Source organism: Microbacterium sp. 01T413_2 (assembly GCF_056398985.1).
The window spans coordinates 48,735-64,808 of record NZ_JBFTQL010000004.1 but is presented as its reverse complement, the minus strand read 5'-3'; the positions used below and the strand labels follow the sequence as shown (position 1 = coordinate 64,808).

Annotated in this window: 14 protein-coding genes and 1 tRNA gene; 10 read left to right on the top strand and 5 right to left on the bottom strand. The window is 70.8% G+C overall.

The genetic code is table 11. The features are described from left to right. Positions 1 to 34: 34 nt before the first annotated feature. A complete protein-coding gene (locus AC1DMN_RS04275; RefSeq protein WP_477231024.1) occupies positions 35 to 1,498 on the top strand; it encodes an NAD-dependent succinate-semialdehyde dehydrogenase in 1,464 nt (487 codons plus the stop codon). Between the two features lie 85 nt (positions 1,499 to 1,583). After that, on the top strand, positions 1,584 to 2,945 hold the full coding sequence (locus AC1DMN_RS04270; protein ID WP_477383905.1) for an NAD-dependent succinate-semialdehyde dehydrogenase: 1,362 nt from the start codon (positions 1,584 to 1,586) through the stop codon (positions 2,943 to 2,945). A gap of 110 nt (positions 2,946 to 3,055) precedes the next feature. Here the strand turns inward: AC1DMN_RS04270 and AC1DMN_RS04265 are convergent, their stop codons facing one another. After that, complete coding sequence (locus AC1DMN_RS04265; RefSeq protein WP_477231023.1) at positions 3,056 to 3,703, bottom strand: hypothetical protein; 648 nt, start codon at positions 3,701 to 3,703, stop codon at positions 3,056 to 3,058. A gap of 60 nt (positions 3,704 to 3,763) precedes the next feature. Next, on the bottom strand, positions 3,764 to 4,366 hold the full coding sequence (locus AC1DMN_RS04260) for a TetR/AcrR family transcriptional regulator (protein WP_477231022.1): 603 nt from the start codon (positions 4,364 to 4,366) through the stop codon (positions 3,764 to 3,766). 52 nt (positions 4,367 to 4,418) lie between these two features. Here AC1DMN_RS04260 and AC1DMN_RS04255 point away from each other — a divergent pair, with 52 nt between their 5' ends. Continuing rightward, positions 4,419 to 5,042, top strand: coding sequence for an NAD(P)-dependent oxidoreductase (locus AC1DMN_RS04255; protein ID WP_477231021.1), 624 nt, complete (start codon positions 4,419 to 4,421; stop codon positions 5,040 to 5,042). Positions 5,043 to 5,110: 68 nt separating this feature from the next. Next, positions 5,111 to 6,835, top strand: coding sequence for a ubiquinone-dependent pyruvate dehydrogenase (poxB, locus tag AC1DMN_RS04250; protein WP_477231020.1), 1,725 nt, complete (start codon positions 5,111 to 5,113; stop codon positions 6,833 to 6,835). A gap of 48 nt (positions 6,836 to 6,883) precedes the next feature. Here the strand turns inward: poxB and AC1DMN_RS04245 are convergent, their stop codons facing one another. Both AC1DMN_RS04245 and AC1DMN_RS04240 read right to left on the bottom strand, forming a co-directional pair. Continuing rightward, positions 6,884 to 9,706: a hypothetical protein gene (locus AC1DMN_RS04245; RefSeq protein ID WP_477231019.1), complete on the bottom strand. Its 2,823-nt coding sequence runs from the start codon at positions 9,704 to 9,706 to the stop codon at positions 6,884 to 6,886. Positions 9,707 to 9,787: 81 nt separating this feature from the next. Then, positions 9,788 to 11,650 (bottom strand): HSP90 family protein, encoded by a 1,863-nt coding sequence (locus AC1DMN_RS04240; protein ID WP_477231113.1) that lies wholly within the window; start codon positions 11,648 to 11,650, stop codon positions 9,788 to 9,790. A 257-nt stretch (positions 11,651 to 11,907) separates the two neighbouring features. Between AC1DMN_RS04240 and AC1DMN_RS04235 the strand changes: the two genes are divergently transcribed. The 5 genes from AC1DMN_RS04235 (at position 11,908) to rplA (ending at position 14,863) form a co-directional block, all read left to right on the top strand. Further along, positions 11,908 to 11,980, top strand: a tRNA-Trp gene (locus tag AC1DMN_RS04235). A 39-nt stretch (positions 11,981 to 12,019) separates the two neighbouring features. After that, the gene (secE, locus tag AC1DMN_RS04230) at positions 12,020 to 12,295 is read left to right on the top strand and encodes a preprotein translocase subunit SecE (RefSeq protein ID WP_045250801.1); all 276 of its coding nucleotides are present in this window, start codon (positions 12,020 to 12,022) and stop codon (positions 12,293 to 12,295) included. Between the two features lie 55 nt (positions 12,296 to 12,350). Beyond that, positions 12,351 to 13,472, top strand: coding sequence for a transcription termination/antitermination protein NusG (gene nusG / locus AC1DMN_RS04225; RefSeq protein ID WP_477231018.1), 1,122 nt, complete (start codon positions 12,351 to 12,353; stop codon positions 13,470 to 13,472). A gap of 258 nt (positions 13,473 to 13,730) precedes the next feature. Next, a complete protein-coding gene (gene rplK, locus AC1DMN_RS04220) occupies positions 13,731 to 14,162 on the top strand; it encodes a 50S ribosomal protein L11 (protein ID WP_477383903.1) in 432 nt (143 codons plus the stop codon). Between the two features lie 11 nt (positions 14,163 to 14,173). Next, entirely contained in the window at positions 14,174 to 14,863 is a 690-nt protein-coding gene (gene rplA, locus AC1DMN_RS04215; protein ID WP_440733532.1) for a 50S ribosomal protein L1, read from the top strand. A 96-nt stretch (positions 14,864 to 14,959) separates the two neighbouring features. Here the strand turns inward: rplA and AC1DMN_RS04210 are convergent, their stop codons facing one another. Beyond that, on the bottom strand, positions 14,960 to 15,433 hold the full coding sequence (locus tag AC1DMN_RS04210; protein ID WP_477231017.1) for a DUF1772 domain-containing protein: 474 nt from the start codon (positions 15,431 to 15,433) through the stop codon (positions 14,960 to 14,962). Positions 15,434 to 15,489: 56 nt separating this feature from the next. Between AC1DMN_RS04210 and AC1DMN_RS04205 the strand changes: the two genes are divergently transcribed. After that, positions 15,490 to 16,056, top strand: coding sequence for a TetR/AcrR family transcriptional regulator (locus AC1DMN_RS04205; RefSeq protein ID WP_477231016.1), 567 nt, complete (start codon positions 15,490 to 15,492; stop codon positions 16,054 to 16,056). The last annotated feature ends 18 nt before the right edge of the window (positions 16,057 to 16,074 follow it).

Genomic DNA, 16,074 nt, shown 5'->3' with positions numbered 1-16,074 from the left:
CATGAGAATCGAAGCATCTGACAAGGAGGATCGTATGACCGATCTGGAGAAGACCCTGCTGGAGAGCGTGCCCACTGGGCTCTACATCGCCGGCGAGTGGATCGCCGCCGAGGGCGACAAGACCTTCGACGTGCGCGACCCCGCCACCAACGAGGTGGTGCGCACGATCGCCGACGCCTCGCCGGCCGACGGCATGCGGGCCCTCGACGCGGCCGTCGCCGCTCAGGACGCCTGGGCCGCGACCCCGCCGCGCACCCGCAGCGACATCCTCCGCCGCGCGTTCGACCTCGTGCAGGCGCACAAGGAGGACCTGGCGCTGCTGATGACCGTCGAGATGGGCAAGCCGCTGGCCGAGGCCCGTGGCGAGGTCGTCTACGGCGGCGAGTTCCTGCGCTGGTTCAGCGAGGAGGCGGTGCGCATCTCCGGCCGCTACGGCCTGAACCCCGAGGGGACCGGCCGCATGGTCGTCTCGCAGCGTCCCGTGGGCCCGTCGTTCTTCGTCACGCCGTGGAACTTCCCGTTCGCGATGGCCACCCGCAAGATCGCGCCCGCGCTCGCCGCCGGCTGCACCGTGGTCATCAAGCCGCCGGCACTGACCCCGCTCACCACGATGTACTTCGTGAAGCTGCTCGAGGAGGCGGGCCTGCCGGCCGGCGTCGTGAACGTCGTTCAGACCTCGCGCTCGTCGGCCCTGTCGGCGCCGATCATCGCCGACCCGCGTCTGCGCAAGCTGTCCTTCACCGGATCCACCGAGGTCGGCCGCAAGCTCATCGCCCAGGCGGCGGAAGGCGTGCTGCGCGTGTCGATGGAGCTCGGCGGCAACGCCCCGTTCGTGGTCTTCGAGGATGCGGATCTGGACAAGGCCGTGGAGGGTGCCCTGGCGGCGAAGTTCCGCAACATCGGCCAGGCGTGCACTGCGGCGAACCGCTTCATCGTGCACCAGGACGTCGCGGACGAGTTCGCCCGCCGCATCACCGAGCGCGTGAACGCGATGAAGATCGGGCGCGGCACCGAGGACGGCGTCTCGATCGGCCCCCTGATCGACCACGACGCTGTGGCCAAGGCCCAGGAACTCGTCGGCGACGCCGTCGAGCGCGGCGCGACGCTGCTCTCCGGCGGCAAGGCGCTGGAGGGTGTCGGATCCTTCTACGAGCCCACCGTTCTCGCGAACGTGCAGGCCGGCAGCGAGATCCTCCGCGAGGAGATCTTCGGCCCGGTGCTCGCGATCGCGACCTTCGCCGACGAGGCCGAGGCCGTGCGCCTCGCGAACGACACCGAGTACGGCCTGGTCTCCTACGTGTTCACGCAGGACCTCGCGCGCGGACACCGGATGATCGACGCTCTCGAGACGGGCATGATGGGTCTGAACGTGGGCGTCGTCTCCAACGCGGCCGCTCCCTTCGGCGGCGTCAAGCAGTCCGGCGTGGGCCGCGAGGGCGGCTTCGAGGGCATTCACGAGTACCTCTCGACCAAGTACACGCTGATCCCGGTCGACTGAACGCCAGCACCGGCGGGCTCGGGTTCCGCACGGATCCCGAGCCCGCCGGGACACCCCACAATGATGTGACACCGAAAGGATCGACATGACCGATTACGCCGTCGTCAACCCGGCAACGGGCGAGACCGTCGCCACCTACGAGACCTTCACCGATGCGCAGATCGAGGATGCCGTCGCCCGTGCGCACGGCGCCGCGGCGGTCTGGGGGCGCACTCCCGTCGCCGAGCGCGCGGCCGTGATCCGCCGCATCGCCGAGGGGCACCGCGCCCACCGCGACGAGCTCGGCGCGATCATCACACGTGAGATGGGCAAGCCCCTCGCCGCTGCCGTCGGCGAGGTCGACTTCGCCGCCGACATCATCGAGTTCTACGCCGACAACGCCGAGAAGATCAACGCCGACCAGCCTCTGGACATCCTSGGCGASGGCACCGCGGTGATCCGCAAGGCTCCGCTCGGCGTGCTCTTCGGCATCATGCCGTGGAACTTCCCGGCCTATCAGGTCGCGCGATTCGCCGGCCCGAACCTCGCGGTCGGCAACACGATCGTGCTCAAGCACTCCGAGCAGTGCCCGGAGTCGTCGGCCCTGCTCGAGAAGATCTACGAGGAGGCCGGGCTCCCCGACGGCGGCTACGTCAACGTCTACGCATCGATCGAGCAGGCGGCCACCATCGTCGCCGACCCGCGCGTGCAGGGCGTGTCCGTGACCGGATCCGAGCGCGCCGGTGCGGCTGTCGCGGAGAACGCCGGCCGCAACCTGAAGAAGGTCGCGCTCGAGCTCGGCGGCTCCGACCCGTTCATCCTGCTCTCCACCGACGACCTCGACGCGACCGTGCAGGCCGCGGTCGACGCGCGCCTGGACAACAACGGCCAGGCCTGCAACGGCGCCAAGCGATTCATCGTCGTCGACGGGCTCTACGACGCGTTCGTGGAGAAGGCCGTCGCCGCGCTGTCCGCGGTCACGCCGGGCGACCCGACCCAGGAGGACACCGTGTTGGGCCCGCTCGTCTCGGAGGCGGCCGCGGTCAACCTGCAGAATCAGGTCGACACCGCGGTGGCACAGGGAGCGACCCTGCTCACCGGCGGCACCCGCGACGGCGCGTTCTACACGCCGACGCTGCTCGCCGACGTCACGCCCGAGATGGACGTGTACCGCCAGGAGCTGTTCGGCCCCGCCGCCGTGGTCTATCGCGTCGCGGACGAGGACGCGGCGGTCGCGCTCGCGAACGACACCTCCTTCGGTCTCGGCTCGTACGTGTTCACCACCGACGACGCCCAGGCCGAGCGAGTGGCGAACGGCATCGACGCGGGCATGGTCTACGTCAACGTCGTGCTCGCCGACAGCCCGGAGCTGCCCTTCGGTGGCGTGAAGCGCAGCGGCACCTCGCGCGAACTCGGTCTGCTCGCTGCCGACGAGTTCGTGAACAAGAAGCTCGTCCGCGTGGCCTGATTCCGGCAGCTCGGATTCGTCCCGCCGCACTCAGCGGGAGAGAAGGGGCGGGCGTCGCATATCCTGCGGCGCCCGCCCCTTCGTCATGCCAGGGAAACCCGACGGGAGCGTCAGGATCCGCTCTGCGCGCGGGCGGCGAACACGGTCAGCGCCTCGGCGTAGCGCTCCGGATCCGCCCGCGTCTCGGCCGTCACGAGCAGCGCGGAGGGGCCGGCGATGCGAGTGAACTCGCCGCGGCAGGGGATCTCGATGACCCGGGTCATACCTGCCCTCCACGCCAGGATCAGGGCGTCGAGGGCGCGCCGCTCCGGGTGCTCCTGCACTGGCGCGCGGTATCCGGCGATGCGCTCCTGGACGCGACGCGAGACCCAGTCGGAGAAGGAGGCGTCGAACGCCTCTGCGCCGAAGCGGTCGCGCCACGTGGGGCCTCTCAGCTGCTCGAACAGTGCGCGCCGCTCGTCCGAGCCCGGCGCGGTCGATTCGATCTTGGCGATCGGCGGCAGCGGGTCCAGATCGGCGAGATGAGTTAGGGCCCCGCGCCACAGCTCGGACCACGCGTTCGACGATGCGGTCGCGTCCGTCGGCGAGCGGCGTGCCGTGGGCGGATCCGTCAGCGGGGGCGGCACATCACCCGGCGGTCGCAGCCCATAGACATCACGCACCCAGAGCAGCTCGAGCAGGGCGTGCGGATCGTCCTCCACGCTGATCGACATGTCGTGCGGCCAGGGGTTGCCGGGGATGGGGCTGGCGGAGCGCATGCCCTCAGGGTGCTCGCCGCTCCGGGCCGGGTCAAGGCCGGCTCCGCGGGCGGAGCAGGTTCAGCCCGCCACGGGGAGGAGCCCGGGGAGCACCACGTCCACGATCCCGGTGGCGATCCGCTCGGCGTCGGGCACCCCGTCGAGGCCCTCGAACGCTGCGAGGAACCCCTGATGGAACGCCGCCCCGACGAGCACGCGTGCGGCAGAGGCGGTGTCGGCATCCGCGCGGATGCGCCCCGCGCTCTGCTCTGCGGCGAGGCGGGCGCGGACGCCGTCGATCACGGTCGCGGGACCGCCGCCGTACGAGCCGACCCCTTCGCGGTGCTCAGTCAGCAGCGTCGGTGAGCCGAAGATCGAGGCCGCGATCGGGAAGGTGCGGGTGAAGAACGCCATGAGGTCGGCGACCAGCGCGGCGAGCCCGGCGGCGAGGTTCTCGCCGCCGGCATCCCCCTCGAAGCGGGCGCGCGGAGCGCGCTCCCGCAGCACGCTGAGGAACAGCTGCTGCTTGTCGGCGAAGTGCTTGTAGAGCATCGCCTCGGACAGGCCCGCCTGCACGGCGATCAGCTTCGTCGTGGTGTTGGCGAGTCCGCGTTCGCGCATCACGAGGAGTGCGGCGTCGAGGATCCGCTCGCGGGACGACGCGTGAGGTATGACCGGAGGCATCCTCCGAGTATAGTGAGTGAGTAATCACTAACCCGGGCTGAAGGAGAAGCGGATGCGCGTCGTCATCGTCGGAGCATCGGGTCGATCGGGCAGAGCCGCGGTCGCGCACGCCCTCGCCGCCGGGCTCGAGGCCGTCTCGGTCGTGCGCAGGCCCGCCTCCGCGCCGGAGGGGACGATCGTGGCGACCGCGGACGCGCGGGACGTCGCCGCGCTCACGACGGCCCTGCGCGGCGCCGATGCGGTGATCTCCACGATCGGGCACGTCCGCGCCGACGGCGATGTCGTGCTGCTGCAAGAGGGCATGGCGGCACTCCTCGCGGCGATGGAAGCCGCCGGGGTGTCCCGCGTGATCGCCGTCTCCGCATCCGGGGCGTACGTGGCCCAGGACGATCCGCTCTCCCGCTTCGTCGCGAAGCCCATCCTCGAGCGCGTGCTGAAGGCGAACAACTCCGACACCCGCGCCATGGATGCGGCGCTCGCCGCCAGCGACACGGAATGGACGAGCCTTCGCCCTTCCCGGCTCATCCCCGGAACGGGCGCTGCCGACTACCGTGTGGGCATCGATCGCACGGTGCGCTGGCACTACAGCACCCGCTTCGACACGGTCGGGCGGGCCGCAGTGGAGGCTCTGTCCCGTCCGGAGTGGATCCGGCACGCCGTCTACATCACGGAGTAGCGGGCCGCCCCACCCGCGGCCCGCGGGCGTAGCCTCGAGATGTCCTGTTGCTTTCACGAGAGGCCGCCATGACCACCGTCGCCGAGAACATCGTCAGCACCCTCCGCGCGAACGGGGTGAAGCGCGTGTACGGGATCCCGGGGGACTCCCTGAACGGCTTCACCGACGCCCTGCGCAAGGACGGCGCCATCCGCTGGGTGCACGTTCGTCATGAGGAGACGGCCGCGTTCGCCGCGGCCGCGGAGGCCGCGCTCACCGGAGAACTGGCGGTCGCGGCCGGATCCTGCGGCCCGGGCAACCTGCATCTCATCAACGGGCTCTACGACGCCAACCGTTCGCGTGTGCCGGTGCTCGCGATCGCCGCGCACATCCCGACCAGCGAGATCGGCACCCAGTACTTCCAGGAGACCCATCCGCAGGAGCTGTTCCGCGAGTGCAGCGTCTACGTCGAGTACGTGTCGGATCCGGCCCAGATGCCGCGGTTGCTGCAGATCGCGATGCGTCAGGCGATCGAGAAGCGCGGGGTGGCGGTGCTCGTCATCCCCGGCGACATCGCGCTCGCGCCGGCCGAGGACGACCGCGTCACCGTGATCGAGCGCAGCCGGCCCGTGGTGGTCCCGAGCGGTGCAGAGCTCGAGCGCGCGGCGACCCTGCTGAATGCGGCGTCCAAGGTCACCATCCTCGCCGGCGCCGGAGCGGAGGGCGCACACGACGAGATCGTGGCGCTCGCGGATCGGCTCGCCGCGCCCGTCGTGCACGCCCTCCGCGGCAAGGAGTTCGTGGAGTACGACAACCCCTTCGACGTGGGCATGACCGGCCTGCTCGGCTTCGCGTCCGGCTACCGGGCGATGGACGGTGCCGACGCCCTGCTGATCCTCGGATCCGACTTCCCGTACCCGCAGTTCTACCCGGCGAACGCGACGACGATCCAGGTCGACATCCGCGGCGAGAACCTGGGGCGGCGCCATCCTCTGGATCTGGGTCTGGTCGGAGACGTCGGCGCGACCGCTGCGGCGCTGCTGCCGCGGCTCAAGGCCGACCGTCGGCGCACCCACCTCGACGATGCCACCGCGCACTACCGCAAGACGCGCGCCAAGCTCGACGAGCTCGCGGTGCCCTCGCGCGGCAAGGCGCCGATCCACCCGCAGTACCTGGCCCGGCTGCTCGACGAGGCCGCCGCGGATGACGCCGTGTTCACCGCCGATGTCGGCTCGCCCACGGTCTGGGCCGCCCGCTATCTGCACATGAATGGCCGGCGCCGGCTCATCGGATCGTTCAACCACGGTTCCATGGCGAACGCCCTGCTGCACGGCATCGGCGCGCAGGCGAGCGAGCCGGAGCGTCAGGTGGTGGCGCTCGCGGGCGACGGCGGGCTCACCATGATGCTCGGCGAGCTCATCTCCCTCACCCAGAACCAGCTTCCGGTGAAGACGATCGTGGTGAACAACTCCTCGCTCAACTTCGTGGAGCTGGAGATGAAGGCGGCCGGTTTCGTGAACTACGGCACCGACCTGCGCAATCCCGACTTCGCCGCCGTCGCGGAGGCGATGGGCATCTTCGGGCGTCGCGTGGAGCGCAGCGAGGATCTTCCCGGCGCGCTCGCCGAGGTGCTCGCGCACGACGGGCCGGCGCTCCTGGACGTCGTGACCGAGCGGCAGGAGCTGTCCATGCCCCCGGCCGTCAACGCCGAGCAGGTCAAGGGCTTCGCGCTGTACGCGATCCGCACCGTGCTCTCCGGACGCGGCGACGAACTGCTCGACCTGGCGAAGGCCAACTGGCGTCAGCTGTTCTGACCGGTGCCGGATCCGGTCCCGTGCCGTGCCGCCGGGACCGGATCCGTCTCAGTCCTCGGCGAGCCGACGCACCTCGGCGGCCTCGGCATCGCGCCCGAGGCCCTGCAGCACGTCGCCGAGTTCGAGGGCCGCGATCTGGCGCAGAGGTGGGATGTCCGCAGCCTGGTCGAGCACCGCGCGGTAGGCGGCGACGGCATCGGCCGAGCGCTCTGCGCCATTGAGCGCCCTCGCGGCGAGCAGCGCGGAGCCGCCCGCCGACTGCGCATCGCCGACGGCGGCGAAGGCATCCGAGGCGGTGAGCGCCGCAGCGACGCCCTCGTCCACCCGCTCGGCCGATAGCAGCGCACGCGCGCGGGAGTCCGCCACATCGGCGATCACCCAGTCCGCGTCGTTCGCCCGCGCGACGGCCTCCACTTCGTCGAACAGTGCGAAGGCGCGAGGATCCTGCTGCGCGCCGTACGACTGGCCGAGGTTGTGCAGCACCTCGACCACCGCGGCCGGCGCATCCTCGGCCGTGCGGACGATCGCCGCGGCCTCCTCGAGCGTCTCGACGGCCTGGTCCCGCTCGTCGTACTGGGCGAGGATCTGCGCTCTGTTCATCAGGGCGAGCGCCTGATCGGCGGGGTTCTCGGCCTCGCCGAACAGCTCGGCCGCATAGCCGAAGGCGCCGTACGCCTGCCCGCCCTCGCCCGCGGCTCGCAGCGACCGCGCCAGCATCAGCGCGGTCATCGCCCTGCTGCCCGCGGGGACCTCGTCCGCCTCCTCGAGCTGCAGCACCTCGCCAAACAGCTCCGCCGCCTCCTCCACGGCTCCGGAGTTCAGCATGCTGCGCGCCACGCGGTACTTCGCGCCCGGGACGTCGCCGCCGATCTGCTCCAGCAGCCGAGCGCCGACGCGGTAGCGCGCGAGCGCCTGCTCCGGCTCCTCCGCGTCCTCCCAGAGTGCGCCGGCGAGCATCTGCGCCCCCGCGAAGCCCGACCTGCTGCCGAGCTCGGCCAGGATGCGGCCGGCCTCGTCGGCGTCGGCCGCGCCTTCGGCGAACGCGCCGCGTCCGCCGTGGACGCGTGCCCGCATCTCGAGCGTCCGCGCACGCACGCCGCGGGTGATCGCCGCGTCGGCCAGCAGGGCGTCGATCCGTGCGAGCGCCTCGTCGCCGCGGTCCGCCCGCAGCAGCGCCATGGCCGCCGCGATCTCCGCGCCGTGCCCGAGGCGGGCGTCTCCTGCCTCTGCGAACAGGGTGGCTGCCTGCTCCGAGAGCGCGAGGGCAGCGGCCGGGTCGTCGCCGAGATCGAACGCCAGCGTCAGCGCGATGTCGCCGCGGGTCGCAGGCGGCAGCGCGCGGGGGCCGGACGGATCCGCGGACGCCGCGAGCAGGTCGGCGAGGGCCGCGTTGTCGGCCTCGGTCGCGGTGCCGAACAGAGCCAGCCCGAATCGCTCCTCGACGCCGGCCTGAGCATCGAGGCCGGCGGCGCGCAGGGCCTGGATCCGGTCGGGCAGGAGCGCCGTCGCCTCGTCGATGCGCTCGAGGTTCACCAGCGCGGCGAGCCGCTGGCCGGTGAGCACCGCGCGGCGTTCGGCGTCGACGCGGTCGATCACGTGGGCCAGCGCATCCAGTGTGTCGGCGGCGGCGCCGTAGCCGGCGAGATCGAGCACACGGCGGTACCAGCCGTCGTCGTCGGTCGGGGCGGTGTCGACTACCGGCGCGGCGAACACGTCGCTGCGGATCGGCACGTCGTARCGCTCCGCGGCGGTCTGCCGGGCGAGGCGCAGGCGCTGCGCATGGTTGTCGGTGCCGTCGCGCTCGTCGAAGCGCGCCCCGATCCGCTCGGCCGCGGCCCAGGCCGCCGCCGCGAGCCCGCCGGCGGACCACGACCCGCCGTCCGCGCCGTCGCGCACGCCGAAGAAGCGCTCGAGATCGGGGGAGTCGGCCCCGCGCACCGGCGTGGCTCCGTGACCTGCCGCCGTGACTGCGTCGAGAGCCGTGCCGATCGCGGTGAGCATGCGGAAGTGGCCCTGTGCGTTGAGCGCGTCGTGGGCGAGCCAGGGCAGATGCCGCTCGACGAGCGCGAGCGCGCGGGCCTCGTTGCCGCTCAGGGCGCAGAACCGGATGCTGTTCGCGATCGCCGTGAGCAGATCCGGGTTGTCCTTCGCCAGCCGGTAACTGCGCAGATGGGCCGCACGAGCCTGCTCGCCGCGGCCGAGGCGCAGGTACGGCAGCAGGGACACCGACAGCGCGTGCTCCGGCTCCTCGCCGCAGGAGAAGCCGCCCTCGAGCATCTCCTCGACGAGGCGGATCGCGTCCTCGTCGCGGTCCGTGTCGGCGAAGAACCCGGCGATCTGGCTCCGGCCGCAGGCATCGCAATGGCTGTGCGAGTCGCGCGGCGTGGCTTCCAGCTGCACGCGCAGCCGCTCCGCGTCGTCCATCCGCCCCGCCGCGTGCGCATCCTCGAACCGCGCCATCAGCACGCCGCTCATGCCGAGCCCTGCGGTGCGGTAGTGCGCCTCCATGTCGTCCAGCACCGCCGCGATCTGCTCCGGCGCGAAGGCGGGCGAGCTGCGCAGCGAGGAAGCCATCCACTTGAACTGCCACATCAGATCGGCCGCGCCGTTGTCGATGTCGGCGGGGAACCGGACCGGATCCGCGTCGTGGTGCGCGAGGCACCAGGCGAACGAGCTCAGCATCAGGTCGGTGAGCCCGCCCATGTTCGCAGAGGCGGTCTGCCGCATGCGGGCCTGGTACTCGAGCTGCGCGTCGCCGATCTCCTGTGCGAGCGCGACGGCCTCGGCGACGAGGGCGCGCTCCTGGGGCCCCCAGGGGGTGCGATCGATCTCCTCGAAGAGACGGTCCAGCTGCTTCTTCGGTCCTGCCATGTCGTCCTCCGGGTGTGTGCGGCCCCGCGGTCTCCGCGAGGGAAGTGCTCCCGCCGTCGTGCGGGATCCTGGCCCCCGTCGTCAGGACGGGGTGAGGGGATCGGGTTCGTCGGCCAATGGGGGCAGCTCGAGGCCGGTCACTCCGGCCGACAGCGCGACGAGATCGGACAGTGCGCCGGTCATCAGGGCCCGGTCGGCGTCGCCGAGCGGACGGTGCCCGGCGAGCAGCGCCTGGATGTACAGCAGCTGCACGGTGCGCGCGAACACCGCGTCGTCGGCGACCGCGCTCAGCGAGCGCACCACACGATTGCCCCAGTTCAGGCACAGCCGGGCCGTGAGGTCGTCGTTCCGGTCCTCGCCCACCGCGCCGTCGATGCGGTCCAGCACGCCGCCCCAGAGGGAGCCCGTGATGCCCTTGGTCCTGGTGCGGTCGATGCGCCGCAGGACGGCGGGGTCCGCGACGTACAGCGAGGGCAGCTCTGGCTGGTCGATGGTGCGCACCACGACGGCGCACCCGACGTCGGCCAGCACGGCGCCCGCACGATCCTCCAGCGCGACCGCGGCGGCCCTGTCGTCCAGCGGAGGCGGGTCCAGCCGGTCCAGTTCGCTCACGACGTCGACCCGCTCGACGGTGACCGCCGGAAACAGCTCCGGGAGGCGGCGGATCAGATCCGCGTCGTACAGATAGCCGCCGTTCACCAGGATCTGCTCGGCCCGGCTGATGCCGGCGACCTGGCGGAATTCGTCCACGGTCTCCGCGTAGCGGATCCGCTCGTAGCGTTCGACGAGGTCTCCGACGCTCAGCGTGCCGTGCGTCGTCTCCACGGTGAGCCAGCGCGTGATGAACCGGGCGAGCTCGTCGTCGTGCCGGATGAGCGACTTGAGCCCCACCTCGTGCACCGCAACGAACTGCGCGAGCCGGTGCGGTTCGCGCAGTCCCAGCTCCAGCACCCAGCGCCGCAGCGCCGCGCCGAGCTGCTCCCGCACGAGGGCGAGCGCCTCGTCGTCGACCAGCGACTCGCGGCTGGCCGTGGGGTTCAGGCCGCTGGAGTCGATCACGGCGCGCACGAAGAACGCCCAGTCCGGCAGCACGTCGTCCGCGCGCTCGGACAGCAGCATGCGGCCGAGGTACATCCGCGTCGCCTGCCGGGCGCCGGGCGGGGGAGCGAAGGGCAGCACATAGGCGACACCGCGCGTCCCGGTGGCGGGCTCGGTGAGCTCGATGATGTCGAGCGGAGCGGATCCGATGATCTCGCGGCCGTAGGCGGCCGTCGCGGCCGGATCCTGCCGCGGGTCGAGGAACGGCGCCTCGTGCGTGATCCGCACATCGCCGCCGGGCAGGTCCAGCAGCACGGTCGTGGGCAGGAACTCGGCGAAGGTCGTGGCGAGCTCGCGCACGGCATCCGCGCGCAGCAGGTCGCCGGCGTCGAAGCGCGGCACCAGGTGCACGCTGGTTCCGATGGGCAGGTCCTCGTCGAGCTCGCGTACCCGGAATGTGCCGTCGGCGGATCCGATCCACTCGACCGCCCGACCGCCACGGGCGCTGCGGGARCGGATCACGATCTCGTCCGCCACCATGAAGCAGCTGAGCAGCCCGATGCCGAACTGGCCCAGGTAGTCGCTGCGGGGCAGGTCGAAGATGTCGCGCTTGGAGCTGCGTCCGACCGTCGCGAGCAACTCGGCGACCTCGTCGGCGGTGAGGCCGACGCCGTCGTCGCTGAGCACGAACTCGCCGCCCTCGGCAGGGAGCGGACGGATCCGGATGGTGCCGCCGAGCCCGTCGACCTCGCGCCGCGCGGCGAGGGCGTCCCGGGCGTTCTGCAGCAGCTCGCGCAGGTAGACCCGGGGTCCGGAGTAGATGTGGCGGCTGAGCAGGTCCACGACGCCGCGCAGGTCCACCTGGAACTGCTGCGCGTCCGCGGGTGCCGGATCCTCCGCCGCCATCGACTCTCCCTCCGCGGGCGCCGATCCGTGGAGGTTCGTCGACCGCATGCCGAGCCTAACAAGCACCGCTCGGGTCGACGGGCGGCCGCCGCGCGGGGGAGTCCGGTGCCCATGTGCCGCGCCCGGGATGCAGCCCCGGTTCGGAGGGCCGGTGCGGATGCCGTACACTGGACGAGCAGTTGTTGTCTGCATTCTTTCGCCGTGCCCCGGGTCTCCCGGAACGCGGAGAAGATGCGGACAGAGATCCTCGGATCTCTAGGGCGGTAGCTCAATTGGCAGAGCAGCGGTCTCCAAAACCGCAGGTTGCAGGTTCGATTCCTGTCCGCCCTGCGCGTCGGCGCGCAGCCGGCACACGAAAGGTACTCCAGGATGGTTCAAGACGCATCGGGCGCCGTGGTTCCCACGGCGAACGGCGGCGCGAGCCGCGACAAGAAGCTGGGCTTCTTCGGTCGCATCGCGCTGTTCTTCCGTCAGGTGATCGCCGAGCTCCGCAAGGTGGTCACCCCCACGCGCAAGGAGCTCGTCAAGTACACCCTGGTCGTACTGGGCTTCGTGATCGTGATGATGGCCCTCGTGTACGGGCTCGACATGGCCTTCTCGTGGCTGACGACGCAAGTCTTCGGGGTTCCCGGGAAAACCGCGTGATCCCGCGGCCCGGTGGCAACTGACCCCGGGCCGAACCTGAAGGAGAGAAGAACCAGTGTCCGAACGCGAACGATACCTCGGAGACGACGTCGACTGGGCGACCGCCGCCGAGCAGTCCAGTGAGGACGACGAGGCCCAGGAGGGCGACGTGCTCGCCTCCGAGGAGCGCGCCGTCACCGCCGCCGAGCGGGTCGCCCTGCACATCGAGGGCGACGAGGACGACGAAGACATCGAATTCGAAGATGACCCGGAGGCAGACGCGATCGTGAACGACGCTCTCAACCTGGACCAGGCGGCCGAGTCCGAGGCCGCCGCAGAGGTCCTCAACGACTCGGTGGCCGAAGAGGCCGCAGACCGCAAGGCCGCTGCTGCTGACGAGGTCACGCCGTACGACGGCCCCGACGTGAACGGCGAGGAAGACGCCCCCGTCCTCGACCCCGAGGAGGTCGCAGAGATCGACGCGGCCGCCGGTGTCGTGGACGCGGTCGAGTCCGAACTCGATCCTGCCGACGCAGCGAGCGCGCCGAGCGACGTCGACGAGGCCGACGCGGAGGAGGACCCGTACGAGGCCTTCCGCATGGACCTGCGGATGCTCCCCGGCAAGTGGTACGTGATCCACTCCTACGCCGGCTTCGAGCGCAAGGTGAAGGCCAACATCGAGCAGCGCAAGTCGACGCTCGAGGTCGAGGACGACATCTACCAGATCGAGGTCCCGATGGAGGACGTCGTCGAGATCAAGAACGGCCAGCGCAAGATGGTCACGCGCGTCCGGATCCCCGGCTACGTGCTCGTGCGCATGGAGCTCAACGAGGACACCTGGTCCGTCGTGCGGCACACGCCCGGCGTCACCGGCTTCGTCGGCAACGCGCACAACCCGACTCCGCTGCGCTTCGAAGAGGCCTTCAACATGCTGAAGTCCCTCGTCGAGGTCAAGGACGTCCCGACCGCCAAGGCCGTCGCAGCCAAGGGCGGTGTCGCCGTGGCCCGCCCCCTCGCGGCCGAGGTCGACTTCGAGATCGGCGAGACCATCACGATCAAGGAGGGCTCGTTCGCGGGTCTTCCCGGTTCGATCTCCGAGATCAAGCCGGAGAGCGGCAAGCTCACCGTGCTCGTCTCGCTGTTCGAGCGCGAGACCCCGGTCGAGCTGTCGTTCGACCAGGTCACCAAGATGATCTGACGTTTCCCCGGAAGCGCACGCGGAACGGCCGTCCCCTCGGGACGGCCGTTCTCGCGTGCGGCGCCGGCGTGGTCGCGGGCGCCGGATCGTGCAGGCGTCCTGGCTCGGGGGCTACCTGTGCGCGGACGCGCCCGGGATCCGGTAGACTTCTATGGTTTGTGCGCCGCCTCGTCGTGCGCGCGAACGCCACCGCGCTCCGGAGATGCCGGATTCGCGGGAGAGGGATGCCTCCGGCATCCGCTCGAGAAAGGAATCACTATGGCACCGAAGAAGAAGGTGACCGGCCTGATCAAGCTTCAGATCAACGCCGGTGCCGCCAACCCGGCGCCGCCGATCGGCCCCGCGCTCGGTCAGCATGGCGTCAACATCATGGAGTTCTGCAAGGCGTACAACGCCGCGACCGAGTCGCAGCGCGGCAACGTCATCCCCGTCGAGATCACCGTCTACGAGGACCGCAGCTTCACGTTCATCCTGAAGACCCCGCCGGCCGCCGAGCTGATCAAGAAGGCTGCGGGCGTGCAGAAGGGCTCYGCCACTCCGCACACCGTCAAGGTCGCGAAGATCASCGCCGAGCAGGTCCGTCAGATCGCCGAGCAGAAGCAGGCCGACCTGAACGCGAACGACATCGACGCCGCGTCGAAGATCATCGCCGGAACCGCCCGTTCCATGGGCATCACGGTCGAGGGCTGAGGGAGATAACAATGGCTACCAAGTCCAAGGCTTACAACGCTGCTGCCGCGAAGATCGAGGCAGACCGCTTCTACACCCCGACCGAGGCCGTGGTCCTCGCGAAGGAGACCGGCTCCGCGAAGTTCGACTCGACCGTCGAGGTCGCGCTGAAGCTCTCGGTCGACCCGCGCAAGGCGGACCAGATGGTGCGCGGCACCGTCATCCTCCCGCACGGCACCGGCAAGACCGCCCGCGTCATCGTGTTCGCGACGGGCCCGGCCGCTGAGGCCGCGATCGCCGCGGGTGCGGATGAGGTCGGCGGCGCCGAGCTCATCGAGAAGGTCGCCGGCGGCTGGACCAACTTCGACGCCGCGGTCTCCACCCCGGAGCTCATGGGCCAGGTCGGCCGTCTCGGCAAGGTGCTCGGCCCGCGTGGCCTGATGCCGAACCCGAAGACCGGCACCGTGACCCCGAACCCGGCCAAGGCCGTCGAGGAGATCAAGGGCGGAAAGATCGAGTTCCGCGTCGACAAGCACGCCAACGTGCACTTCGTCGTCGGCAAGGCATCGTTCTCGGCCGAGCAGCTCGACGAGAACATGAAGGCCGCGCTCGAGGAGATCGTTCGCCTCAAGCCGTCCAGCTCGAAGGGCCGCTACATCCAGAAGGGTGCGGTGTCGACCACGTTCGGCCCCGGCATCCCGCTGGACGTCAACGCCATCTGAGCCTGACGCTCACAGGAAGACCCTCGCCCCTCGGGACGGGGGTCTTCTGCGTTGCTGATCGTTTCGCGGGTGGCGCTGACTCAGCGCGGTCGCCGTTCAGCGCACCACCAGCGCGACGCACAGCAGCACCAGGGCGAGTCCCTGCAGCGTGGCCCGCAGGGGGATGATCGACTCCCACCGATCCTGCAGCGCCCGGACGTCGGCCGGGGCGGTGCCTCCGAGTGCGGCGGCGGTGAGCGTCGCGTTGATCGGCTTCGCGATCGTGCTGAAGAGCACGAGCCAGAGCAGCAGGGCTGCGAGCGCGACAGTCGCGAGGACGGCGGCAGCGGGGCTGCCCCAGAATGCCGAGAGCGCGGCGGTCGCCGCAGTGAGCACGACGCCCGCGATGCCGACCACCGGCAGCCGGCGATCCCCGTAGTAGTGGCCGCGGCCGACCACCTGTACGAGGGTCGGTTCATCGACCTCGGCGTAGACGGCGCGCAGCACGACGGCGGCGAGCACGTCGGTGCCGAAGATGACGGCGACGGCGGTGATGGCGCCGATGGCGGTGGTGATGATCGCAAGGGGCATGGCTTCTCCTTCTCCTGGTTAGCGGTGCTAACAGTTAGCGATGCTAACATCGTGCCATGACCCCGTCAACGCCCCCGCGCGCCGATCCCGCGGAGCGCTCCCGTGCCATCGTCGACGCCGCCCGACGCGTCGCCGAGACGGAGGGGTGGTCGGCCGTGACCGTCCGACGGCTGGCGGCCGAGATCGGCTTCAGCCAGCCGATCCTCTACCGCAGCTTCCCCGGCGGGAGGGACGAGATCGTCGAGCGGGTGATGATCGAGGGGTTCGCCGCGATGGCGGACGAGCTTGCGGACCCAGTCGGCGAGGGCGACCGTCTCGCGCATGTGGTGCGTACGTATCTTGCGTTCGCCCAAACGCATCCGGCGCTCTACGAGGCGATGTTCGAGGCACGCACCCGCATCGTCTTCGCGACCGTGCAGACCCCGGAGCCGTTGCGTGCGGCGTTCGGGGCGTTCCTCCGCGCGGTGTCGGCCGCGGGCATGGCCGAGCAGGAGGCCGTGGTGCGTGCGGAGCTGCTGTGGAGCACGCTCCACGGTGTGGCGAGGCTGGCGGCGTCGGAGAGGCTCGACCCTGCGCTGGAACAGGCGCGTCTCGGCGCGATCATCGCGCTGTTCGTGTCCTGACGCCTGAAGCGGCCCCGC

Bases quoted from the DNA above. Each gene is read 5' to 3' on its own strand.
- AC1DMN_RS04275 (WP_477231024.1), top strand. From the start codon at position 35: ATGACCGATCTGGAGAAGACCCTGCTGGAGAGCGTGCCCACTGGGCTC.
- AC1DMN_RS04265 (WP_477231023.1), bottom strand. From the start codon at position 3,703: ATGCGCTCCGCCAGCCCCATCCCCGGCAACCCCTGGCCGCACGACATG.
- AC1DMN_RS04260 (WP_477231022.1), bottom strand. From the start codon at position 4,366: ATGCCTCCGGTCATACCTCACGCGTCGTCCCGCGAGCGGATCCTCGAC.
- AC1DMN_RS04255 (WP_477231021.1), top strand. From the start codon at position 4,419: ATGCGCGTCGTCATCGTCGGAGCATCGGGTCGATCGGGCAGAGCCGCG.
- poxB (WP_477231020.1), top strand. From the start codon at position 5,111: ATGACCACCGTCGCCGAGAACATCGTCAGCACCCTCCGCGCGAACGGG.
- secE (WP_045250801.1), top strand. From the start codon at position 12,020: ATGGTTCAAGACGCATCGGGCGCCGTGGTTCCCACGGCGAACGGCGGC.
- rplA (WP_440733532.1), top strand. From the start codon at position 14,174: ATGGCTACCAAGTCCAAGGCTTACAACGCTGCTGCCGCGAAGATCGAG.
- AC1DMN_RS04210 (WP_477231017.1), bottom strand. From the start codon at position 15,433: ATGCCCCTTGCGATCATCACCACCGCCATCGGCGCCATCACCGCCGTC.
- AC1DMN_RS04205 (WP_477231016.1), top strand. From the start codon at position 15,490: ATGACCCCGTCAACGCCCCCGCGCGCCGATCCCGCGGAGCGCTCCCGT.